The sequence below is a fragment of the Pseudomonas peli genome (assembly GCF_900099645.1).
GTDB classification, from domain to species: domain Bacteria; phylum Pseudomonadota; class Gammaproteobacteria; order Pseudomonadales; family Pseudomonadaceae; genus Aquipseudomonas; species Aquipseudomonas peli.
Genome location: NZ_FMTL01000012.1, coordinates 1 through 23,203, shown reverse-complemented (window position 1 = coordinate 23,203; position 23,203 = coordinate 1). Strand labels below are relative to the sequence as shown.

Genomic DNA, 23,203 nt, shown 5'->3' with positions numbered 1-23,203 from the left:
GCCAGGTTGCTGTTCCATTTGTAGGTCGCCCCGGCGAAGTTGAATTCATCGCTCGTCTGGGTTCCGCCGCCGCTGATAGCGCGGGCTGCGCCGCTGGCAATGCTGAGGTCTTCGCTATCGGATGAGTCGCGCTGACTTACTTGCTTGAGCTGGCCTGCATCGAAGGTAAGCCCGTCAATCTCCAGCGAATTCAGGTGCCCGCCTTGAAAGGTCTGTGGCAGCAGGCGCGAATCGTTTGCTTGGACGGTTGGCAGTCTGGGTTGCAGCGTGCCCAGTTTCAGCACGCTGTTTGAGGCGCGCAGCTTCGCGGTTAAGCCCATCTCACCATATTCATCCTGCGCGGCACGAGGTGCTTCTTTATCGCGCTTGAGCAGGCCCGAGCCTGAGCGGTCGGCGCTAGAGTCCAGCTTGAGGCCAAGCATGCCAATGGCGTCGATGCCCACGCCGACTGTCCCTTCGGTGAACCCGGATTCGTAGCGCAGCAGGAAGCCCTGGGCCCATTCTTCCTGCTTTGATTGGCTGGCTGAGTCTTGGCGGAAGTCGCGATTGAAATAGAAGTTACGCGCTTCCAGCCCGGCTTTGCTGTCTGCGAAAAACTCAGCTGCGGCTGGCTGGCTAAGACTGAGTACCCCAGTACTCACCGCGACTGCCAAGAGGGTCTTCTTCATTGTTGTTTATCCATGTTCAGGGGGGTGGCATATCGGGGAGCCGTCGCTGTATGCCGTGCTCTCCGAATAGGGGCGGGTTCCTCTGCGGCCAATCTTCGGCTGGTCGTTATGCCTGTACGCCTGCAGGTCTAGGTCGAGGAACCATTGCGGACTTTGGGGAAGATCAAACGGAATACGGTGAAGCTGCCTGGCAGGCTACTGACCTCGACCGTGCCCTGATGCAGGCTCATGATCGAGCGAACAATTGCCAGGCCCAGCCCTGTCCCACCTTCGGCACGAGAGCGGCTGGTATCGACGCGGTAGAAGCGTTCGAACAAATGAGGGATGTGCTGTGCGGGGATGCCAATCCCCGGGTTTCCCACCGAGAACGACACGGTTTCGCTGTGCTTCTCGATCAGCAGCGAGATGTTTGCGCCAATGGGGCTGTGCCGAATCGCATTGGACAAGAGGTTTGAAATGGCGCGCTGTACCATCAGCCGATCACCGAAGGTTCGGCCGGCCCCGGAAATGCTCAGGCTGATCTGTTTCTCTTCAGCGGAGATGCTGAACAGATCCACAACGCGTCTTGCCTCGTCCTCCAGTGCAATCTTCTCGAAGGGAACCAGGGATGCGGGGTGGCTGACTTGAGCGAGAAACAGCATGTCGGACACGATTCGGGTGACGCGCTCCAGCTCTTCTGTGCAGCATTCCAGTACGGCTTTGTACTCCTCAGGTGGACGCTGTCTTGAGAGCGTTACCTGCGCTTTACCCATCAGGTTGGTGATAGGTGAGCGCAACTCATGGGCCAGGTCATCAGAGAACTGCGATAGCTGCTGAACGCCACCATCAAGACGATGCAGCATGAAGTTGATGCCGTGGGCCAGCGCGCTGAGTTCTTGTGGAAGTTTGTCGACGGAAATCCGATGGGTCAGATCCTGCGTGGATATCAGCGATGCAACCTGGCGAAATTGCCGGAGCGGAGAAAGGCCCCGTTGTACAATCCACCATGCGCCCATGCCAATTAGCGCCAGAAGAAGAGGGAGCGCGATCAACGTTGACTTGAGGTAGGCACTGAGCAGTGCTTCGTCGGCAGATCGATCAATTGAGAGTAAGACCCTGACGTGGTCGCCGTCGTTGAGCAGCATCACCTTGGATGCGGTCAGGAAGTTGTTTCCCTCAGCATCCGACCAGCTTTGGTAAATAGGGGTATCGCCTGCTGGTATGTTGGCAAGAATGGGCTCCCTGGATTTCTCACCCAGATTCAGGAGTAATTTGGTGCCTGACTTTTTCCCGTAGATCGTCAGGTGCAGATTGTCATGCCCCATGACCAGATCCAGCAGCTCGTGAGGTTGCTGGGCAATTGCATGTGCGCTCATGTCTTCGGCGAGATTGTGCTGAATCTGCTCAAGTTTGCCGTCAAGACTCTGCTTGGCCAACGAGTCCAGCTCATGGGTAAGCGCGAAGTAGGCGAGTGCTGCTAGCAGAACAACCAGTGCCGCCCCCATCACGCTGACCGACAGGCCAAGGCGCATGGATAGACTGGTCGGCTTCATGCACGTTCCTCAAGCACGTACCCGACACCCCTGAGGGTGTGAATCAGCTTGTTATCGAACGGGTCATCAATTTTGGCGCGTAGTCTGCGGATGGAGACTTCGACGACGTTGGTGTCGCAGTCAAAATTCATATCCCAGACCAGCGAAATGATCTGGGTGCGCGATAGCACTTCCCCAGAGCGGCGCATCAGTAGGTGCAGCAACGCAAACTCTTTAGTGGTCAGGTCGATGCGCTGCTCACCACGGAACGCGCGGTGCCTCGCCGGATCAAGCTCAAGGTCGGCTACCCGCAGCACTTCCGGTACTGGAATTTGCTCGCTTCGCCGTAGCAACGTACGAATTCGCGCAAGTAACTCAGGGAACTCGAACGGTTTGACTAAATAATCATCCGCCCCCAAATCCAGGCCTTTAATTTTATCCACTAAGCGCCCGCGTGCAGTCAGCATTATCACGCGAGTACTGCTGTTACTGCGTATATGCTCAAGCACGCCCCAACCATCAATTCCAGGCAGGTTTACATCAAGCACTACCAAGTCGTAAGTGTGCTGCCTAACAAGGTGGAGACCGTCCACGCCAGTGGCGGCCTTATCAACTACATAGCCACTTTCGCTTAAACCTTGGTGTAAGTATTCGGCAGTCTTGGGCTCGTCCTCGACAATAAGGATTCGCATAAAAATTCACCTTAAAATATGCGGCCAGTATTTTTAGATATTTTTTTGTTATGGCTGCGGAGTGGTTTTAATTCTTTCATCGGCGGTCACGGATATGACCTACGGCTTTTCAGGTTGCTCCAAGGCTAAAGCCTGAAGCGGCTTTAGGGTCAAGCTGTAATGCCTATTTCGCATGGCTCAAAGGGGTTAAGCGACAACATGTCGCAGTACTTGTCCTTATCCAAAACACCCAACTTTTGACTGGCAGGGCTGCCCGGGGGCGCTACCCGCGAGGCAACCGCTATTTAACTGTGTTTGTTTCTAGTTGTTGCTGGGCGCTAAATTGCCTGCTCTCTTGAGCGCTGCCAATACTAATACAGGCCTACTTGGAAAAGTGCTGGATAACGTATTTGTAATTTTCCAGTCACCTTGCTGATAGGCATGGAGCACTACATTCTGCCGGGAATTGGCTTTCTACTTATTTTCCCAAGCGATAATCCTCGATATCCCTCGGGATTAATAAATATAAAGGCCTTCATTATATTCCAGCAGAGCTAGTTCTGTGGAGGACTTTAAGTGCATGTAAAAACAATGGCCGGACATGGAGTTGGAATAGGTAAATTCTGTGTATTTTCAGGGCTACTGGCTGCATTGTTAATTGCTCCAGTTCCAACAACTGCTGCCGAATCAACAAGGCAGTCAATAACGATTGATGAGGCGTTTGCGCAAGCGCTCACTGAGAACCAGGAGTTCGCTGCAGCACAATGGAATACAGGTATTGCCGAAGGTGCTCGTACTCAAGCTGGGCTGATCCCGAATCCTGAGTTGTCCTGGAGCGTTGAGGACACGCGCAGTGAGTCGCGCGTTACCAGCATTCAGGTATCTCAGCCAATTGAGCTGGGAGGCAAGCGTAGCGCGCGTATTGATGTGTCTGAGCGTGATCAGGACGCGGTGGCGATTGATCTGGAGCGTAAGAAAAACATCTTGCGCGCTGAGGTCATCCAGGCCTTTTACTCAGCTCTGCGTGCCCAGGAAGGACTGCAGCTTTCCACACAGTCGTTAGACCTTGCCCGTCGCGGACTTCAGGTGGTCGAAGGGCGCGTAAAGGCCGGCAAGGCTTCGCCAATCGAAATTTCGCGTGCTCAGGTGCAGCTTTCGGAAATTCAACTGGAGCTGAATCGCGCACGCCTCAATCAAAGCAATGCCTACAAGCAACTGGCGCTCATAACGGGTGCCAAGACACCGAACTTCGCGCATGTCGAGGGTGATCTTGAGCGCCTGCCGTACCTGCCGTCGCAGGCTGAGATGCTTGCACGCATAACAGATACAGCGGACCTACGGCTGGCCAACACGCAAATCCAGCGTGCCGAGTCTTCCTTGGAACTCGAAAAGTCGCAGCGCATTCCAGACCTCACCGTCAGCGTTGGCAGCCAGTACGACGAAGGGCTTGGCGAGCGCGTCAATTTGCTCGGCTTGTCGATGCCTATTCCGTTGTTCAACCGCAACCAAGGCAATGTGCTGGCCGCTGCTCAAGGAGCTGACCAAGCGCGGGATTTGCGCAATGCCGCAGAGCTCCGCCTGCGCGCGGAAGCCCAGCAGGCATTTGAGCAGTGGGAAAGCGCTAGAAGTGAAGTCGACTCGATCAGCGGCACACTGCTGCCGACCGCGCAGCAAGCAGTAGAGGGCGCAGTACGTGGATTCGAGATGGGCAAGTTTGCCTTTATCGATGTACTCGATGCTCAGCGCACCCTCGTAAGCATGCGCTCCCAATACCTGAATACCCTGGATGAAGCTATTTCGGCCTGGGTGAGCTTGGAGAAGATTTACGGCTCCCAACTCAACATCGAATTCAAAAAATAAGCATCTCTCACACCTACATAACGCCTTAGATGGTCGCGTCATGCGACATGAAGCCTCGCCTGCTTTCCTGGCGGCTGCATGTTTATTGAGCGCGTTTAGTCGCCGCCTGGGCATGAGTCAAATTCAATACTTTTGATAATTTGGAGTTACCAATGGCATCAACAACTCCCAGAAAGCAGTGGCTGATGATTGTGGCTGTTGTCGTCATCGGTTTAGCCGTGGCGGGTCTGATTCTAAGTGGTAGCCCTGGTAAGTCCGGGGAGGAAGGCCATGGCCATGATGAGAGTCATGAGGATGTATCGGCTCACGCAGATCCCGAGCACCACGGGGAGGCTTCGGCCGACGAGCATGAAGAGGCCGATGAGCATGCAGATAAAGAGCACCATGAAACTGTAGAACCCACCAAGGGCGAGCATGGCGGCAAGCTTTTCACCGAGGGTGATTATGCACTTGAAGTGACGATTTTTGAGGAGGGCGTAGAGCCTCAGTTCAGGCTCTATACCTACCTGGACGGTAAGCTTTTAAATCCTACTGAAAGCACGGTACAGGTGACCTTGTTGCGTCTTGGCCAACCTGCGCAAATCATCAATTTCAGCAAAGAGAATGACTACCTACGTGGCGATGCCGCGGTTGTAGAGCCGCATTCATTCCAGGTTTCCATCAGCGCCAAGCACAGTGGCAAGAGCTATTCGTTCGGTTACGAGCAGGTTGAGGGCCGCGTGACGATGACGGATGCGCAGCTTGAGCAGGGTGGCGTCACGCTCGCCACTGCTGGTCCAGCGAAAATCGCCTCCACGCTGCAAGTGCTCGGCGAGGTTCGTTACAACGGTGACCGCACGGTTCAGGTGACCCCGCAACTTGCCGGGCGCGTCGACTCGGTGGCGGTTAGTGCTGGCGATACGGTCAGCAAGGGTCAGGTATTGGCCAAAATCTCCAGCCAGGCGCTGGCCGAACTGCGTGGCGAGCTAATGGCCGCCCAGCAACGCTCTGCGCTTGCCCGCACGACCTATGCACGTGAAAAGCAATTGTGGGAAGAGAAGATTTCCGCCGAGCAGGACTTCCTGCAGGCGCAAGTTGCCATGCAGGAAGCTGCTATCGCAGTGCAGCGCGTCCAGCAACAAATCGCTTCGCTGGGCGGTGCCCCGGCCAAAGGCCAGAATCTCACCGAATTCGAGATTCGTGCCCCTATCGATGGCGTGATAACCAGCAAAAGCATCTCTGTTGGTGAAGTACTCAAAGAGGACTCCGCAGTCTTTACCGTCTCGGATTTGTCGACCGTATGGGTGGACTCAACCGTCGCGGCGAAAGACTTGGGCGTAATCGCCGAAGGGCAAAACGTTGTCGTGAGCTCCAGCGCATTCGCCGCCACGGCTAAGGGCTCCATTTCCTATGTCAGCGCTCTGGTTGGGGCGCAAACCCGCTCGGCGACTGCTCGCATCGTGCTAGCCAACCCAGATCGGATATGGCGGCCTGGTTTGCCAGTGACGGTCGAGGTGATTGCCCAGGAGAACGACGTTCCCGTTGCAGTAGCGGTCGAAGCGATCCAGACCGTTCGCGATTGGCAGGTAGTGTTCGGCCGCTTCGATAACCAGCTAGAAGCTCGGCCTCTTGAGCTGGGCAAATCCGACGGCCACTTCGTCGAGGTTATCTCGGGTCTGAAGGCGGGCGATCGATACGCGCTGAAGAACAGCTTCCTGATCAAAGCTGAGCTTGGCAAAGCCGGCGCGAGCCATGACCACTAATTCGGAGTCGAGCTATGAAACAAGTTACAGCTATTTTTCGTCCGATCCGGCTTGAAGCCGTCGAGCAAGCGCTGCACGCACTGCCGCATCTACCAGGATTCACCATCCTGCCAGCCCATGGTCATCCGCGTGGTCACGGCAAGGATCATGGATATATCGCAGACGAATGGAATCCAGACGCCCATCAGCATCTCGTGCTGCTGGCGTTCTGCTCCGATGAGGTTGCCGATGAGATCGTCCATGCCATCGAGAAGGCCGCCCACACAGGTGTTCCCGGTGATGGAATCGTCGCCGTGGCCCCTTTGACCGACGCATTGCGCATCCGTACTGGAGAGCGCGGTGATGCTGCGCTTTAGGGGAAATTGACATGTACGAACGATTAATTCGCTTCGCCATCGACCAGCGCTGGCTAGTCTTGCTGGCTGTGCTCGGCATGGCGGCGTTGGGTGTTTACAGCTACCAGAAGTTGCCGATTGATGCGGTTCCCGACATCACCAACGTGCAGGTGCAGATCAATACCGAGGCAAAGGGCTACTCGCCACTGGAAACTGAGCAACGCGTGACCTTTCCGATTGAATCGGTAATGGCTGGGCTGCCCAACTTACAGGAAACGCGTTCAATCTCACGCTACGGGTTGTCGCAGGTCACCGTCATTTTCGAAGACGGCACAGACATCTACTTCGCTCGTCAGTTGGTGAATGAGCGGATACAGGAAGCGCGTAGCAATCTACCCAGTGATCTGTCGCCGAGCATGGGGCCAATCGCTTCTGGTCTGGGCGAGATCTACATGTGGACCATCGAGGCGCAAGACGGTGCGAAGAAGCCGGATGGCAGCGCCTATACTCCGATGGATTTGCGTGAGATTCAGGACTGGATCGTCAAGCCGCAACTGCGAACCGTCAAAGGTGTTACCGAGATCAACACCATTGGCGGTTATGCCAAGGAGTTCCAGGTTTCACCCAAGCCGGAGCGCCTGGTCGCACATGGCCTCAGCCTGCAGGACATTGTGGTTGCGTTGGAGAGCAATAATGCCAACGTTGGTGCGGGCTACATCGAACGCAGCGGCGAGCAGTACCTGATCCGCGCTCCGGGACAAGTCGGCAATATCGCTGACATCGCCAACATCATCATCAAGAACACCGATGGTGTTCCTGTGCGCATCGGTGATGTGGCCGAGGTTGGCCTGGGTAAGGAGCTGCGCACCGGGGCCGCTACTGAGAACGGCCAGGAGGTGGTGCTCGGCACTGCCTTTATGTTGATTGGTGAGAACAGCCGCTATGTATCGCAGGCTGTCGACCAGCGCATAAAGGAGATCAATCGCAACCTGCCGAAAGGAGTCATAGCGAAGACGGTCTATGACCGCACTGTATTGGTCGATAAGGCCATCAATACGGTGAAGAAGAATCTGATCGAAGGCGCTCTGCTGGTTATCGCTATCCTGTTCCTGTTCCTGGGTAACATTCGGGCGGCCCTCATCACCGCAATGGTGATTCCGCTGTCGATGCTGTTCACCTTTACGGGCATGGTCAGCAACAAGGTCAGCGCGAACCTGATGAGCCTTGGCGCACTCGATTTCGGCATCATCATCGATGGTGCCGTGGTGATCGTAGAGAACTGCGTGCGTCGTTTGGCTCACGCCCAGGCCGCAGCAGGCCGAACGTTGACCCGTAATGAGCGCTTCCATGAGGTGTTCGCGGCGTCGAAGGAGGCGCGTCGTCCACTGCTGTTCGGCCAACTGATCATTATGGTGGTGTACCTGCCGATATTTGCGCTCACCGGCGTGGAAGGCAAGATGTTCCACCCAATGGCGTTCACCGTGGTGACAGCCCTGTTCGGAGCCATGATCCTCTCGGTGACATTCGTCCCGGCAGCTGTTGCACTGTTCCTCAATGGCAACGTCAGTGAAAAAGAAAATCGGCTAATGGCCTGGGTCAAGCAAGGCTACGCGCCGTTGCTAGATTGGGTCATGGTCAGCAAGCCGTTAGTGCTGACCATTGCGACAGTCATCATGGTGCTTTCTGGTTTAGCTGCTTCGCGGATGGGCAGTGAGTTCGTGCCGAGCCTGGATGAGGGCGATATCGCTTTGCATGCCCTGCGTATTCCTGGCACTAGCCTTTCGCAAGCAATTGAAATGCAGGTGCAACTCGAACAACGAATCAAATCCTTTGCCGAGGTTGATACGGTGTTCGCCAAGCTTGGAACTGCTGAAGTCGCAACCGATCCAATGCCGCCGAACGTGGCGGACAACTTTGTCATGCTAAAGCCGCGCGACCAGTGGCCCGATCCTGATCGCAGCAAAGCCGATTTGGTTGCGGCGATGCAGGAGGCGGTTGAACAGGTTTCCGGCAACAACTATGAGTTCACTCAGCCCATTCAGATGCGCTTCAACGAGCTGATCTCCGGCGTACGCAGTGACGTCGCAGTGAAAGTGTTTGGCGATGACATGGATGTGATGAACGAGACCGCCGAGCAAATCGCTGAGGTGCTGGAGGGTATTCCAGGAGCAGCTGATGTGAAGGTCGAACAGACCACCGGTCTGCCGATGCTCAGCGTACAAATCGACCGTGAGAAAGCCGCACGATTCGGTTTGAATGTCTCGGAGATTCAGGACGCCATTTCCACCGCCATCGGCGGGCGCGAGGCGGGTGCACTGTTTGAAGGTGACCGGCGTTTCGATATCCAAGTTCGCCTGGCGGACGAGTGGCGCAATGATGTCGACAAGATCCAGCAGCTACCTATTCGTCTGGCCAATGGCGATGGGTTGGATGGCCCAGGGTTTGTGCGCTTGGCTGATGTGGCGAGTGTGGTGTCCGCACCGGGGCCGAACCAGATCAGCCGTGAAAGTGGCAAGCGCCGCGTGGTGGTCACCGCTAACGTTCGCGGTCGCGATATCGGCTCATTTGTCGCCGAGGCCGAGAGCAAGATCGCCCAGGCGGTTAGCGTCCCTACAGGCTACTGGACGACCTGGGGCGGCACCTTCGAGCAGCTTCAGTCGGCGGCCAAGCGCCTGCAGATTGTCGTACCGGTCTCATTGCTGCTGGTGTTCACACTGCTCTTTATGATGTTCGGCAATGTCAAAGATGGCCTGCTGGTGTTCACCGGCGTGCCCTTCGCGCTGACAGGCGGGATCATGGCCTTGTGGCTGCGAGATATTCCGCTCTCGATCTCCGCGGGCGTGGGTTTCATTGCTTTGTCGGGCGTGGCGGTGCTCAACGGCCTGGTAATGATTTCCTTCATTCGCAGTTTGCGTGAGAACGGCATGGGGCTGGACGAGGCTATTCGTGAAGGCGCGTTGACTCGTTTGCGTCCGGTGCTGATGACAGCCTTGGTGGCGTCTCTGGGCTTTATTCCAATGGCCACTGCCATCGGTACGGGCGCAGAAGTTCAGCGCCCTCTGGCGACGGTGGTGATTGGCGGAATCTTGTCTTCAACCGCGCTGACGCTGCTGGTTTTGCCATTGCTCTACCGCTTGGCCCATCGTCTGCGCTAAGTTCACAGCGCTATTTGTGTGCAACTGAAAAGCCCCGCTCTTGAGCGGGGCTTTTTGCTTACCGTAAATACCGCTCAATGTGGGCAGTGACTGTGCCTGTGACGTCCTCAGCGGTTTTATTTACGCCAAATGAGAATCGGCACTGCCCGGATGTAGACAAGCTCACCCACCAACTCAACCAGCGTCTGGGTGATGACCGCTGCGGCTGCAAGCCCTCGTATTTCTTCAGGCAATGCCAGGGCCAGCGGAAGAACCACCAACGAGTTACGTGTGGCGGTACTGAAAGTAACCGCTCTCGCCGTCGAGGCGGGCAGTTTATAAGCTCTTGAAGCGAGTGCGCCCACTACGGGGGCCAAAAGCATGAAACCGATATACACCGGGATCACCGGTAAAAGCTGGTCGATATCACGTACCACCGGCGAGATTTGCGACCCAACCACCGCAATGAGAACTGCCGCCATCGCAGGGACTGGCATCCATGCCCATACGGTGTTCCAGCTACATACGACCCGCGAGCGCTTAGCCAAGGCTGCTGTAACCACCGCGAACAACAAAGGCGCGACAATCAGTGCGAGAAACGCTTCAACGAAAGGGCCTATCGAGATAACGACTTCGGATTGCTCCCCTAGCATGAAAGCCAAATACACAGGCAACAGCACAAGCTGCAACAGCAAGAGGATGGGGGTTGCTGCAAGAATCGCACGCGAGTCGCCTTTGCCAATGTGAGTAAAGACCACCACGTAGTCGATACAGGGGGTGAGCAAAACCAGAAGAGCGCCGATTAGGATTGCCGGGTGGTCTGCGAGCCCTCTGGTTAGTGCCCACACCAGCAGTGGAATCAGTACGAAATTGGCGATAAGCAAGGCTGACATGAAGCGCTTGTTGCTAAGACTTTCGCGAAGATCAAGAAAGGGAATTTGCAGGAACATCGCGTACATCAGCACGGCGATGGTCGGGGTCACTAATGCGTTCAGGCTCTGCGCAGCTGCAGGAGCTATTAACCCACCGATTGCCGCTGCAATGACCGCAACGAAATAGATCGGTATCTGGTTTTGTTCAAGCGCATCCCTACTCATAGCATCCTCAAGGAGGAAAAAACGTCAGCTTACATTAGGTAGCGGAGAGCGTGGGGGCACTCTTGGATGGCCTGAGCCTTGAAGGATTGAGATAGGCGCAGCGTCTGGCTACTGAACGAGTGTCTGCTGACGGTACAAGGGCGCGGTGTTCAAATGACACCGTGCTCTAGCATCGTGGAGATAGCCAAGTGCATTTGCAGATATCAGGCAGATCAATGTAAGGCCTTCGGCCCGTATCATTTTGCCCTTCTTGCTACACGCTGACAGCGATGGCTTGTTGCTGATATGAATTACATGCGAAGGAGTAGAGTTTAGTTCTCTAGCGTGGCGTTTTATATTCTCAGTTAGGCTATTGGATATGGAGGGGGTTAAATAAAAAAAGCGCCCCGAAGGGCGCTGAGGGTACACCTCTTTCCAAAGGAGCTCGGGAGCTTCTAGAGGTGAACATCGTTCGGAAGTGAGCAGTTAGTCAGCTTTGGTTTCTTTTTTAGTATCGGTATCGATCCGATCTTGGCTGCTGTTCTTAACCTTTGACTCGTCCGCCTGCTTGGCGGCGGGCTTAGTTCCGTGAATTCGTTTTTGATCTGCTCGAAATCTTTCCTGAAATTTCATTGAGCGGTCGTAACCATCTCCTCTTGCATAAGTCTGTGTTGAGGCCGCAAGAAGTAACGATCCAATAATCAGGGCTTTCAATATCTTCATAAGGCAGGCCTCGTAAAATTCAATTAATAGCTTGTCGAGTTTTATGGACAAGTTCTGCAAGTTCGAATGAATTTTACTAGATGGAAGCTAACAGCAGCGTGAGCTCAACATTACATTCTTGAAATCTAATCACTATCTTTCTTGTTATGCATGAGCAGGCAGGGCTTTTAGAGCCCGCCCGCCCATCCATTTTTAGAGCACGCTCAGTGGGTACTCGACGATCAGACGAACCTCGTCCAGATCCGACTCGTAATCCGTTGCGCGGGTAGTCATCTGGCGAACACGGAAGGACATCTCTTTCAGTGAGCCCGTTTGGACGACGTACTTGGCTTCGATGTTGCGTTCCCAGCGCTTCTGGTCAGTCAGCGGGTTGCCATCGGCATCACGACGCATATACACACTGTTGGCGTCGGAATAGTCCGCATCTGTACCCAGCGCATAGCGCGTCATGAAGGTCAGTCCAGGAACGCCATAGCTGGCCATATCTAGGTCGTAGCGCAGCATCCAGGACTTCTCTTTCGGCGAGTTGAAGTCGCTGTACTGAATAGAGTTGTCGAGGAAGATGGAATCAGACTGGCGCAGGTAGTCGAAATCATCGTCGCCGTTGTTGCGCTGGTGCGACAGGGCAACGCTGTGTGCACCGAACTGCACACCCACTTTGCCGCTGTAAATGTCGTTATCGAACTCACCCAACAGCTGCTGGCCGTCATCAACAGCTTTGTAGTAGTTCAAGCCACCGAACAAGGAAACACTGTCGGTCAGCGGGTAGGTGAAGGACGTACCGGCATAGTGCTGCTTCCAAGCATCCTTGAGTTGGCTGCTATAGAGACTAAAGCTCAGGTTGTCATTTAGCGAATAGTCACCGCCGAAATAGGCAACCCATGGAGACGCGACAGAGCCCGCATAGAAGGTTGCGAACTCATCACGCATGGTGCTGACCTGCGGCTGGCTCATGGCATGCAGGCGGCCACCCTGAAGGGTCAAACCATCAAAGCTTGTGTTCTCAACCGTAACGCCGCGAAAGCTTTCCGGTAGCAGGCGGGAGTCACCGTAGTGAACCACCGGCGTCATGGGGAACACATCACCCACTTTGACAACGGTGTCGAATAGCCGGGCTTTTACTGCACCACCCACTTTGGAGTAGTTATCTTCGGCTTCACCATCACTATTTACCGGCAGCAGATTAACAGTACCACCTGGGCCATATCGACCATCCCCGGTATCCAGTTTAAGGCCGAGCATGGCGAAGGCATCAATACCAAAGCCTACGGTGCCTTGGGTAAAGCCCGACTCGAACTGGCCAATGATCCCGTGTGCCCAAGCTTCAGTATAACCATTGTCAGTGTTGCTCGACTGACCTTTACGAAAGTCACGATTCATGTAGAAGTTACGGTTGAGAATATTGAAACTGCTACCTTCTACAAAACCTTCGGCTTGCTCTTCTGCGGCCGCCATGAGCGGAGCTGCACTGACAATCGCCGAAAATACTGCAAGGGATAGTTTGGTTTTATTAAGCATTTATTGCTCCTTTATATTGGCAGTTATTAGTCTAGTTTTCGCCATGGCGTTCTTATAGGTATTGCACCCTCAAGCGCTCTGCGCCTTTGGGGAGCTGAGCCCTATCCTTGCAAGCTGAAGATAACTTGAAGATGATTGGAAGATTACAATTCTGTAATCTTCACAAGGCGGCAATAAAAGTTGTCTTAAAGCGACATTTGAATTCAGATTTTCAATAGAATCCGACGGGTAGGTCGAGAGAGCTCCGGCCTTGATCAGGCCGAATGATCACGACTGCCAGCTCATCGGACGGTGCACTCAGATTGACCGATAGCGCCGGGCTGATGTGCCAAGCCGGCAGGGGGGGACGCCGGTTGATCTTGTATGGAGGCCCGTAAGCCTCCATCCGAATCACCTTGTGCGGTTCGGGCATGCTGCTCACTCCCGTCGTGTAAGTCAGCATTTTGCTGATAAGCTGGAGCTGGCAGGCGCACTGCGTATATTCCAGCTCATGGCAGTAATGGTGCTTGGAACTGTGACCGCAGGAGTGTGAATAGCCATGGGCTCAGCGCTTGCCAGAGGAAGCGTTGGCTGATGCGGCCAAGAATCAAGCAAGGGGCGATGACTACAGCGGCTGAGAGTTTCCGTAGTTAAAGCCATTTGCCGCCAAGGCTGCCCAGCGGCGCTGACGGTGTGCGTAAAACAGGCGCGCAAAGAGCCACACGAATGGGGTGAGAATGCCGGCCTCGATAGTCACGCGATCTCGGTAAAGTGTTCCGCCACTCACCTCATGTGCCGTAATGAGGTGATCCCACTTGCTGATCAGCGGGCTATAGCCGTTGTCTCTAAGCATGAAGGTCTGAGCGTTTTCCATCTGCGGGTAGGTAATCACAATCGCCTGACGGCCAATGGGAAGTACGCCGAATAACTTCAGCTTGACCCAGTAGGTGCCCTCGCTCCAGGTATCAGGAAACTCAGCCGGAGCCAGCGGGCTGAAACTCAATAAGGGTGAAGCAACCTGACGCAGCAGGCGTGGTGTGCGCACCTGGGCGATCACCTCTGCAAGTGTGCACGGCAGCTGGGTGGCGAGATCGACTTGCATGGACACAATCACCGACTGGATGGGTTTTGCTCATCGCTCGCAAGCAAGGCCTGGAGTTCTTCAGGAACCGGCATGGGCTTGAACGCACTGACTCTGGAGCGGCCTGTATTGCCAATGGGCACCCAGATTTTGGAGAACAACAAGGCCGCGAAAATGCGCGGTATTTGCCCGGCCACCTCGCGATAATCGCCAATCTGCCAACCGAGCGTGAGCATCAGACAGTGTGATCTGGCGTGCAGCAAGGGCTGGCGTTGAGTCAGGATGTGCGCGCGCTCCAGCCATTGAAAGGCATCGGTATTACGCCTCTCCTGCATGGCGTGCTCGGCCTGTTGAAAGGCTTGTTCAATTGCGAGTTGCAATGCTGCTTTCATCTTCAATCCTCCGATCCTACTTTTTAAGCAGGCGCAGGCCGTTGAACACCACCAGCAGGCTGACGCCCATGTCGGCAAAGACGGCCATCCACATCGTCGCCTGCCCCGTTAGGGTAATGGCGAGAAACAGGGCCTTGATCCCTAACGCCAGCACGATGTTCTGCTTGAGGATGACGGCGGTCTGTTGAGACAGGCGGATGAAGGCCGGGATCTTGCGCAGGTCGTCATCCATCAAGGCCACATCCGCTGTTTCGATGGCCGTGTCCGTGCCGGCGGCGGCCATGGCGAACCCGATTTCGGACTTCGCCAACGCCGGCGCATCGTTGATGCCATCGCCGACCATTCCTACAACGTAGCCGCGCGCCTGCAATGCTTCAATAGCCTGCAACTTGTCGACTGGCAGGAGATTGCCGCGTGCTTCGTCGATGCCCACCTGCTGTGCGATGGCTTCTGCGGTGTGCGGGTTATCGCCGGTCAGCATCGTGGTCTTCACGCCAAGCGCATGAAGCTCCTCGATTGCCTGGCGGCTAGAGTCCTTGACGGTATCGGCAACGGCGAACAGGGCAATGGCACGCTGCGGATTGCACAGCACCACCACTGTTTTACCTTGGCGTTCGAGACGCTCCAGCGTCGCTTCCAGCTCGGGTGAGCAGAGGCCAAGCTCCTCCACCAGGCGGTGGTTACCCAGGTGGAAATCTATGCCTTCGATGGTGCCTCGAACACCTCGACCCAATAGGGCTTCGAATCCCTCAACGGCAGCAAACGTCAGGCCATTCTCAGTGGCATGCTTGGCTATTGCCTGCGAAACCGGGTGGTCAGAGCGACTGGCGAGGCTGGCAGCATGTGTACGGTAGAGTTCTGAGTCCTGTCCAACCAACGGCATGTAATCGGTCTGTACCGGCTTGCCATGAGTAATGGTTCCGGTTTTGTCGAGTGCCAGGAAGCCAAGCTTGCCACCGATTTCCAGATAGACGCCGCCTTTGACCAAAATGCCTTTACGCGCCGCCGCTGCCAGGCCACTGACAATGGTGACGGGCGTCGAGATGACCAAGGCGCAAGGGCAGGCGACCACCAGCAGCACCAAGGCACGGTAGATCCAGTCGTACCAGGGCTCGGCCATGAAGAGTGGCGGCACAATGGCGATTGCTAGGGCGAATAGGAATACGACAGGGGTGTATACCTTGGCGAATTGATCGACAAAGCGCTGGGTCGGCGCACGTGACCCCTGCGCCTCTTCGACCGCGTGAATGATACGTGCCAGCGTGGTGTTGGCAGCGGCGGCTAGGACGCGGTACTCCAGGGAGCCGGCTTCGTTGATGGTTCCTGCAAAAACCGGGTCGCCAATGATTTTCTCTACGGGCAGGCTTTCCCCCGTGATGGGCGCTTGGTTGATGGTGGAGTTGCCGGAAGTAACCTCGCCGTCGAGACCGATTCGTTCGCCCGGTCTTACCCTGACCAATGCGCCTACGGCGATGGTTTTAACGTCAACTTCAAGCCATGTACCATCGATCTGCTGCACCGTGGCGCGCTCAGGGGTCAGATCCATCAGGCCGCGGATGGCATTGCGCGCCCGATCCAGCGACTTCGCTTCGATCAACTCGGCGACAGAAAAGAGGAACATGACCATGGCCGCTTCTGGCCATTGCCCAATCAGCACCGCACCGGTCACCGCGATACTCATCAGCGCATTGATGTTCAGGTTGCGGTTCTTCAGCGCGATCCAGCCCTTCTTATAAGTCGTCAGGCCGCACAGCAGGATGGCGAGCAGCGCCACGCCAGCCACAACCCACTCCGGAGCAAGCTCGGCAAAGTGGATCACTTCAGCCGATACAGCAGCCACACCCGATAGCGCCAAAGGCCACCAGGCCTTCTTGCGCGGGGTTCCTTGCGTGCCTTCGTCTGATGTCGCTGCCCCTTCAACCACTGGCGTGAAACCAAGGTCGCGAATAGCGGCCAGTGCTGTTGGCAGTGCATCTGCTGTGTGGCGAATCGTCAGTACGCGCTGAATCAGGTTGAATTCCAACTCGCTGATGCCAGGGAGTGAGGACAGCTTGTCGCGGATCAGCTTTTCTTCCGTTGGGCAGTCCATCTGTTCTATTTTGATGCGGGCTTGTCCTTCGGCAGATAACGGTTCTGCTTGCATGCCCAGGGACGAGATCGCCGCTTCGATAGGCGCGGTCGACGGCAAGTTGTGCCATACCCCAAGAGTCCGATTGATCAGGTTGAAGTCGAGCTTATCTATGCCAGCGAGCTTGCTCAGCTTGTCCTGAATCAGCGACTGTTCGGTAGGGCAGTCCATTTGCGCAATGCGAAAGCTGCTGAGCCTGGAGCCAGCTAGGGCATTTACCGTTGAGGCTGTAGCGGAGGAGCACTTAATCGCCTCATTGGGGTCACAGCAGACATCCTTTGAAACCGCTTCAGGTTTGTGTTCATCACTGCAGCAGCCAGCCATGGGGGTATCCTCATTGATCAGTTGTGCAGAGTGAACACCCTGAAGCCACTACAGGGTCAAGCGTTTGTCGAAGAGGTATTCATGAAAATTGGAGAGCTGGCCAAGTTTGCCGATTGCCAAGTTGAAACGGTTCGCTATTACGAGCGCGAGGGGCTGTTGCCGGCTCCGGCTCGCAGCGAGGGTAATTACCGCCTTTACAGCAGTGAGCACCTTGAGCGGCTTACGTTCATTCGCAACTGCCGAACGCTGGACATGACCCTGGACGAGATCAGAAGCCTGCTGGCGCTGATGGATCGGCCAGAGGAAAACTGTGAGGGTGTAAATAGCTTAGTGGATGAGCACATTGAGCATGTGCAAGCACGCGTGACCAGCCTGTTGGCGCTGCAACAACAGCTGATTGAGTTACGACACCGCTGTTCCTCTGAGCGTGGCGTAGATGAGTGTGGAATCCTCCAGCGCCTGAATACCACTGGCGGTGTCAGTGCGCTTCCGGACGATGGCCACACCCATGTCGGGAAAAGCCACCGTCATTGACCATCGCCTCAGAACAGCGTGGAACGTGTTTAGAAATCCCGATGCGATTCAAGTTGGAGTTGCCAGTCCGGCTTTAATGAGAGATCCGTCATCAAGATTAACCGCCAAGGTCGATAGTTGCTGTGCTCCCCTAGTCGCAACACCAACCGGATCGATCACTGCCTGTCAGCCAGTGCCTGCGCAGGACGCATGCTGTAACACAAAGCCAATCGACAGCTGCTGTAGGCTCGCTAACGTGCCATCCCCAACCAAGGAAAAGGACGAGTAGATAAGCATGAATGAGCAGGTGCATCCCTCCGCCAATCCCTGGAGTTTATTACTCGCCGCGTGGCTGCTGGCCGTGGCCGCAACCGTGGCCGCCTTATTTATCGGCGAAGTCATGGGCAAAACCCCGTGCGTGTTGTGCTGGTTCCAGCGGATTTTCATGTTCCCTCTGGCAGTGATGCTGACTATCGCCTGCTACCGCGCCGACTTCTCCGTTTGGCTGTACGCCTTGCCCCTGGCCGTTATCGGCTGGGTGATCGCCCTGTACCATTGTCTGCTGTTTATAGGGGTGATCCCGGAAGACCTAAAACCGTGTAGCGCCGGAACCTCCTGTTCCGGGGCCGACATGCTGATCTTCGGTAGCGTGCCGCTGCCGCTGCTTTCCCTGGTGGTTTTCACCGCCATCGTCATGCTTCTTGCCCTGATTCGCCGGAGAACCCTTGTATGAATAGACGCGCCCTCGTGCTGACCATCAGCGCTGTGACCATTGCCGGATTTATCGCCGCCGCAGTGCTCTACCAGCGGTTTTCCGCGCCCCAGGAGACTCAGGCAGTCACTCAGGCGAGCAGCTCCTTGGTGCGTTTCCACTCGCCAACCCTTGGGCCGATCAACGCACCGGTCACCATCGTCGAGTTCTTCGACCCTTCGTGTGAGAGCTGCCGGGCGTTCTTCCCCTACGTGAAGCAAATCATGGCGCAATACCCGCAGGACGTGCGCCTGGTCGTGCGCTATGTACTGTTCCATAAAGGCTCGGAAGAGGCCGTTCGCCTGCTGGAGACTGCGCGCATACAGGGGCTTTACGAGCCTGTGCTGGCAGCCGTGCTGGAGGCCCAGCCACTGTGGCATGACGACGCGCAAGCGCAGAAAGCCTGGGAGGCAGCAGCAGCAGTTGGCCTGGATGTCGAGAAGGCCCGCGCAACGATGAACTCGCCCGAAATCGACGCGATCCTGGCCAAAGACGCAGCGGACGTTAAGAAAGTCGGAATTCAAGGTACGCCCACCTTCTTCGTCAACGGCAAGCTGCTGACGAAGTTCGGGCCTGAGCCTCTGCTGGAGTTGGTACAGAGCGAACTGCAAAAGGTACGCTAAACACAAAGACTGGCACAAACACCGTGGCTGCTTTATCGGGAGTTTTTATGCGAGCACTGGAAAACAAGATACCCCCGCCAGTTGTGACCGCTCTGTTCGGGTTGTTGATGTGGCTGGCCGCCCGCTATGTGCCGGGCCTCGACCTGGCGCACTCAGTGCGGGTACTGGTGGCGCTGCTAGTGGTGGCCGTTGGCGTTTGCTTCAGCGTGGCCGGCGTCCTGTCGTTTAGGCCGGCGTAGACCACCGTCAATCCGCTGAAGCCTGAAACCGCATCGGCACTGGTGCGCTCGGGTATCTATCAATACTCACGCAACCCGATGTACGTCGGCTTTGCCCTGTTGCTGCTGGCCTGGGCCTGCTACTTGGCCTCGCCATTTGCCTTGTTTGGGGTACTGGGGTTTGTGCTGTATATGAATCGCTTCCAGATCAGGCCCGAGGAGCGTGCTCTGATATCTCTGTTCGGCAGCGAGTATTCGGTTTATCAAACCCAGGTTCGCCGCTGGCTCTAACATTGGCTTTCAGCCGGGACGACACCATCGAAGCCCAGCTGGCCAAGGTCGAGTTCATCGACGAAAAATCGACTACCCGTACCGGGTTGGTGTCCGACACATAGTCATCCAGGCTCTCGGGAAGCAGCGCGCTTTGGCCCCGATACTCCCCTTGGATGAAACGCTTCATCGGCATCCCACGCTGATTTGAATCCATCAAATCACAGCAAGGTCGGTGCCAACGTTTTACACAGCCTGGGCCATAGAGAGGGCCGTGAAGGCCATGGTGTAGAAGGGATTGACTTACTCAGTCATGGATTCCGTAGCGAGCTTTTGCGGCGGCTACAAGTTCAGCCGAGGAAATGCGGCCCTTCACATAGTCAGCCATTTTCGAGGACATGTAAGAGCTCATCCGAGCGCCCGCAAGGTTGTTGGTGGCCTGGACATGGGCCACGTGGGAGCGACGTTGCGTTTCTTTGAGTGCTGGCATCATCGAGATCACCAAAAAGGTAAGCGGACTTTATACGGGTAGACGCTTCAGGAACAAGATCTATGGCTAGCCGAAGACCAGCAGCGTCACCAAGCCTAGCCGTCCCGGGTATTTTGTTGATGCCCGTAATCATCGCGCCCTGTAACCAGGGGCAAGGGATCTCAATGACCGTACTCCTAGCACGAGCTGATCAGGCGGTGTCTGCCACGGCGATGGCCAGAAATTTTGGCGCAAATCTAAAGAGTGTCACCAGCGGGGAGCAATCTCACCTGGTTGTCTTTAAGGACAACGAGCCAGCCGCAGTGCTGATGGGCATTGAAGCCTTTCAAGCCATGCAGGACGAGCTCGAAGACCTTCGCATTGAAATGTTGGCCTCAGAGCAGAGCGCCTGAGCAGTCTTGACGACAGCAAATTGGTGAGTCTAGAAGAAATGGAGGCTCGCTTCAGGTAATCGAGAGATAAACTGGAGAGTCGAGCTACCCCCTGAAGTTGATAACGACCTCAAGCAACTTGGTACTACCGAGGCTCGACGAGCACTGAAAGCCATTCGAGAGAAGCTGGCGGATGTGTTACAGGCAGGCCGATGGGGTCGCACAAATAGAAAAGCCCACCCATAGTGGGTGGGCTTTCGGGTGTCTCCAAGGGGAGGCTGGGTGCCAACTAATTCTCGGAGCGAACAGTATGAGGATACTCGTTTTCCTGACGTACGGCTAAGGCCAAAAGCGGAAGCTCTCGACTGACAGCCGCCGGCCGATTCTGTTGAAAAAGTAGCTTCAACGGCAGCCTGCTGTCGAAGTGGCTGAGGGGATAAGCATTATCCATAGTTCTGGGGACAGAAAAGTGGTGCCGAGCGCGTGCTATCATCTGAAGGAACGAGAAACGTCATTTGGCTGAATATCAAATGGAAGCAGAAGCTAAAGCACTCAAAAAACGCTCCTTAGGTACCGGGGCTCTTGCCCACAGCTTTTGGAGAATGGCTCATAGCCTCAGTGCTCAAACCGAGCAAGAACGGCTTCGCCGGATCAACTCCGGTTTTGAGGCTGTCTGGCTGATAGAGGTCAAAAGAACATTCAACCTCACCAATCCAGCCTTGGCACTACTAGCTAATTCCTCGAACTCAACGGTTGAGCGCCGGATCAAGAGCAAGGCCCCTCTCGACTCAGTTGTCTCCGAGCGCATCGACCGTCTGGCTCAGGTTGCCGTTCTTGCAGAGGAAGTTTTTGAAGATAAAGTAGTCGCGGGCACCTGGATGTCATCTCCCAATGATGCCCTCGGGGGAAAAACGCCTCTCTCGCTTTGCGAGACCGAGCTGGGGGCACGCCAGGTGCGCCGGGTGTTGCATGCCATTGAGTGGGGCGGTGTGGCCTGATGCGGGCATGGCGAATCTCCAAGGCAAGTCGCGCTCATGACCTTTCTGGGAAAGGGGCGGCAATTGAGGGCGGACGCTGGAATGATGCCGAGGTGCCAGCTGTGTACCTCGGCTTGTCACCCTCCACCTGCTGTCTGGAAACCTTCGTGCATCAGACCCGGAGGCCGGAGATTCCCATGAAAATTACCGTCCTCGAACTACCGGATCGCCCTGACCTCTACCTTGAGCCCGCCTTGAACCTGTTGCCTGCGGGTTGGGCCTCTCTGCCAGCAGATCGCCCAAGCATGGGCTATGGCACGGCATGGCTTGCCCGCAATGAGCAGCTGGGCTTGATCGTCCCTTCGGCGGTAATGCCCCTCGACCGCAACATCATGCTCAATCCGCGCCACCCGGCGATAGCCGAGGTTCGGATTATCGACGTGCTCGACTTCGCCTACGACCAGCGCCTATTTTCGGTTCGACCTTAGAGTAAGTTTGGCGTTGCCGACGAGGGTTGTAGCCATTTACGACAGGCCACTTTCTGACTGTCTAGCGATACAGTCTATTGGTCAAGCCATATGCAATCAGTGGTCAGCGCAAATGCAACTGACTGGTCAGATGGGCGCAATTGCGCAGATATTGCTGGGGTCTGGTTTCACGAGAATTGAAGGGCACCAACCAAGCGCTTTTTCTTGCTTGTCGCGAGATAGGATTACCGCATCCGGATGACCGGCTAGCCCAAGTGGGGTTACAGATGAATCTCCGTACGACGGATACCGAGTTTGCGTAGCTCGTTGATCAAGCTATCGAGGTCGGTAAAAGAGTCGATCTCATCCTGATCATCTATCAAAAAGAAACTGCGGCCTGCTGAATCGCCCCTAGTTTCGTAGACACCTCCAGGCCTCATAATACGGCCCACTAGGAGGTGCCATGAGCAACCCGCGTTATCCCGAAGAATTCAAAATCGAAGCAGTCAAACAGGTGACCGAACGAGGTCTGCCAGTGGCTGAGGTAGCTGCTCGTTTGGGTATGTCGACCCACAGCCTGTATGCCTGGGTTAAACGCTACAGCAAGCCCCAAGAGCAGCGCGCGCAAGAGGACGATCAGCAAGCTGAGCTGCGTCGTCTTCGTGCCGAACTCAAGCGCGTGACCGAAGAGCGAGACATCCTAAAAAAGGCCGCCGCGTACTTTGCCAAGGAGTGCGGCTGAAGTACGCCTTCATCAACCAGCTATCCGCTGACTATTCGGTTCGCCGCCTGTGCCTGACGCTGAAAGTACATGCCAGCGGTTACTACGCGTGGCTGGCTGAACCGAAGTCGGCACGAGCCAAGGATGATCAACGCCTGCTTGGACTGATCAAGCACGCGTGGCTAGAGAGCGGCGGTGTGTACGGCTACCGCAAAATCCACGACGACCTGCGTGAGCTTGGAGAAGCATGCGGCAAACATCGTGTTGCTCGACTGATGCGCTTGGAAGGGCTGCGCTCACAGACAGGGTATCGTCGTCGACCGGGTCGTTATGGTGGCAAGCCTCCAGTCGCTTCGCCGAATCATCTTGAGCGTCGATTCAACGTCACCGAACCCAACAAAGTCTGGGTCACGGACATAACCTACATCCGCACCTATGAGGGTTGGTTATTTTTGGCGGTGGTGCTCGATCTGTTTTCACGGCAGGTAATTGGCTGGTCGATGAAGCCGCAGATGACCAGCGATCTGGCTATTGATGCATTGCTGATGGCCGTTTGGCGGCGTAAGCCCAAGCAGGAGGTGATGATTCACTCAGACCAGGGTAGTCAGTTCAGCAGTGGTGACTGGCAGAGTTTCCTAAAAGCCAACAACTTGCTTGGAA

At 55.7% G+C, this 23,203-nt stretch carries 20 protein-coding genes and 3 pseudogenes; 12 read left to right on the top strand and 11 right to left on the bottom strand.

The features are described 5' to 3' along the window. The 3 genes from BLO50_RS21280 to BLO50_RS21270 form a co-directional block, all read right to left on the bottom strand. Positions 1-668 (bottom strand): OprD family outer membrane porin (locus BLO50_RS21280; protein WP_143003859.1); only part of this gene is annotated, 668 nt, incomplete at its 3' end. Positions 669-796: 128 nt separating this feature from the next. Further along, positions 797-2,200: a heavy metal sensor histidine kinase gene (locus BLO50_RS21275; RefSeq protein WP_090256274.1), complete on the bottom strand. Its 1,404-nt coding sequence runs from the start codon at positions 2,198-2,200 to the stop codon at positions 797-799. Next, complete coding sequence (locus BLO50_RS21270; protein WP_090256273.1) at positions 2,197-2,871, bottom strand: heavy metal response regulator transcription factor; 675 nt, start codon at positions 2,869-2,871, stop codon at positions 2,197-2,199. Before BLO50_RS21270 ends, BLO50_RS21275 begins: the two co-directional genes overlap by 4 nt. Positions 2,872-3,441: 570 nt before the next feature. Between BLO50_RS21270 and BLO50_RS21265 the strand changes: the two genes are divergently transcribed. The 4 genes from BLO50_RS21265 (at position 3,442) to BLO50_RS21250 (ending at position 9,942) form a co-directional block, all read left to right on the top strand. Further along, on the top strand, positions 3,442-4,710 hold the full coding sequence (locus tag BLO50_RS21265) for a TolC family protein (RefSeq protein WP_090256272.1): 1,269 nt from the start codon (positions 3,442-3,444) through the stop codon (positions 4,708-4,710). Positions 4,711-4,862: 152 nt separating this feature from the next. Further along, complete coding sequence (locus BLO50_RS21260; protein WP_143003858.1) at positions 4,863-6,452, top strand: efflux RND transporter periplasmic adaptor subunit; 1,590 nt, start codon at positions 4,863-4,865, stop codon at positions 6,450-6,452. A 14-nt stretch (positions 6,453-6,466) separates the two neighbouring features. After that, a complete protein-coding gene (locus tag BLO50_RS21255; protein ID WP_090256271.1) occupies positions 6,467-6,808 on the top strand; it encodes a P-II family nitrogen regulator in 342 nt (113 codons plus the stop codon). Between the two features lie 11 nt (positions 6,809-6,819). Continuing rightward, positions 6,820-9,942 (top strand): efflux RND transporter permease subunit, encoded by a 3,123-nt coding sequence (locus BLO50_RS21250; RefSeq protein ID WP_090256270.1) that lies wholly within the window; start codon positions 6,820-6,822, stop codon positions 9,940-9,942. Positions 9,943-10,058: 116 nt separating this feature from the next. On the opposite strand, the gene BLO50_RS21245 is transcribed toward BLO50_RS21250, so the two are convergent. The 6 genes from BLO50_RS21245 to BLO50_RS21220 form a co-directional block, all read right to left on the bottom strand. Further along, on the bottom strand, positions 10,059-11,018 hold the full coding sequence (locus tag BLO50_RS21245) for an arsenic resistance protein (protein WP_090256269.1): 960 nt from the start codon (positions 11,016-11,018) through the stop codon (positions 10,059-10,061). A gap of 465 nt (positions 11,019-11,483) precedes the next feature. After that, on the bottom strand, positions 11,484-11,720 hold the full coding sequence (locus BLO50_RS21240) for a hypothetical protein (protein ID WP_143003857.1): 237 nt from the start codon (positions 11,718-11,720) through the stop codon (positions 11,484-11,486). A 192-nt stretch (positions 11,721-11,912) separates the two neighbouring features. Further along, a complete protein-coding gene (locus BLO50_RS21235) occupies positions 11,913-13,238 on the bottom strand; it encodes an OprD family porin (RefSeq protein ID WP_026088463.1) in 1,326 nt (441 codons plus the stop codon). 604 nt (positions 13,239-13,842) lie between these two features. Further along, entirely contained in the window at positions 13,843-14,319 is a 477-nt protein-coding gene (locus BLO50_RS21230) for a hypothetical protein (protein WP_090256267.1), read from the bottom strand. Positions 14,320-14,327: 8 nt separating this feature from the next. Continuing rightward, positions 14,328-14,690 (bottom strand): DUF3703 domain-containing protein, encoded by a 363-nt coding sequence (locus BLO50_RS21225; protein WP_090256266.1) that lies wholly within the window; start codon positions 14,688-14,690, stop codon positions 14,328-14,330. A gap of 16 nt (positions 14,691-14,706) precedes the next feature. Continuing rightward, the gene (locus BLO50_RS21220) at positions 14,707-16,989 is read right to left on the bottom strand and encodes a heavy metal translocating P-type ATPase (RefSeq protein ID WP_090256265.1); all 2,283 of its coding nucleotides are present in this window, start codon (positions 16,987-16,989) and stop codon (positions 14,707-14,709) included. A 234-nt stretch (positions 16,990-17,223) separates the two neighbouring features. On the opposite strand from BLO50_RS21220, the gene cadR reads away from it, so the two are divergent. From cadR to BLO50_RS21200, 4 genes and pseudogenes are all read left to right on the top strand, one after another. Further along, positions 17,224-17,676, top strand: a complete 453-nt coding sequence (gene cadR, locus BLO50_RS21215) for a Cd(II)/Pb(II)-responsive transcriptional regulator (RefSeq protein ID WP_090256275.1) — start codon at positions 17,224-17,226, stop codon at positions 17,674-17,676. 274 nt (positions 17,677-17,950) lie between these two features. Then, a complete protein-coding gene (locus BLO50_RS21210; protein ID WP_090256264.1) occupies positions 17,951-18,388 on the top strand; it encodes a disulfide bond formation protein B in 438 nt (145 codons plus the stop codon). After that, on the top strand, positions 18,385-19,029 hold the full coding sequence (locus BLO50_RS21205) for a DsbA family protein (RefSeq protein WP_090256263.1): 645 nt from the start codon (positions 18,385-18,387) through the stop codon (positions 19,027-19,029). Before BLO50_RS21210 ends, BLO50_RS21205 begins: the two co-directional genes overlap by 4 nt. 47 nt (positions 19,030-19,076) lie before the next feature. Then, positions 19,077-19,538 (top strand): annotated as a pseudogene (locus tag BLO50_RS21200) (methyltransferase family protein). 5 nt (positions 19,539-19,543) lie between these two features. Here the strand turns inward: BLO50_RS21200 and BLO50_RS21765 are convergent. Continuing rightward, a pseudogene (locus BLO50_RS21765) lies at positions 19,544-19,707 on the bottom strand (IS5/IS1182 family transposase); the annotation flags it as partial. 117 nt (positions 19,708-19,824) lie between these two features. Beyond that, positions 19,825-20,007, bottom strand: a complete 183-nt coding sequence (locus BLO50_RS22425) for an antitoxin VbhA family protein (RefSeq protein ID WP_417702954.1) — start codon at positions 20,005-20,007, stop codon at positions 19,825-19,827. Between the two features lie 164 nt (positions 20,008-20,171). On the opposite strand from BLO50_RS22425, the gene BLO50_RS21190 reads away from it, so the two are divergent. The 4 genes and pseudogenes from BLO50_RS21190 to BLO50_RS21175 form a co-directional block, all read left to right on the top strand. Beyond that, positions 20,172-20,399 carry a type II toxin-antitoxin system Phd/YefM family antitoxin gene (locus tag BLO50_RS21190; RefSeq protein WP_244152929.1) on the top strand — a complete coding sequence of 76 codons (228 nt, stop codon included), beginning with the start codon at positions 20,172-20,174 and terminating at the stop codon, positions 20,397-20,399. 494 nt (positions 20,400-20,893) lie between these two features. Continuing rightward, complete coding sequence (gene parS, locus BLO50_RS21185) at positions 20,894-21,376, top strand: type II RES/Xre toxin-antitoxin system antitoxin (protein ID WP_244152928.1); 483 nt, start codon at positions 20,894-20,896, stop codon at positions 21,374-21,376. Further along, positions 21,376-21,843: an RES family NAD+ phosphorylase gene (locus BLO50_RS21180; protein ID WP_090256260.1), complete on the top strand. Its 468-nt coding sequence runs from the start codon at positions 21,376-21,378 to the stop codon at positions 21,841-21,843. The genes parS and BLO50_RS21180 overlap by 1 nt, the downstream gene beginning before the upstream one ends. Positions 21,844-22,285: 442 nt before the next feature. Further along, a pseudogene (locus BLO50_RS21175) lies at positions 22,286-23,203 on the top strand (IS3 family transposase); the annotation flags it as partial.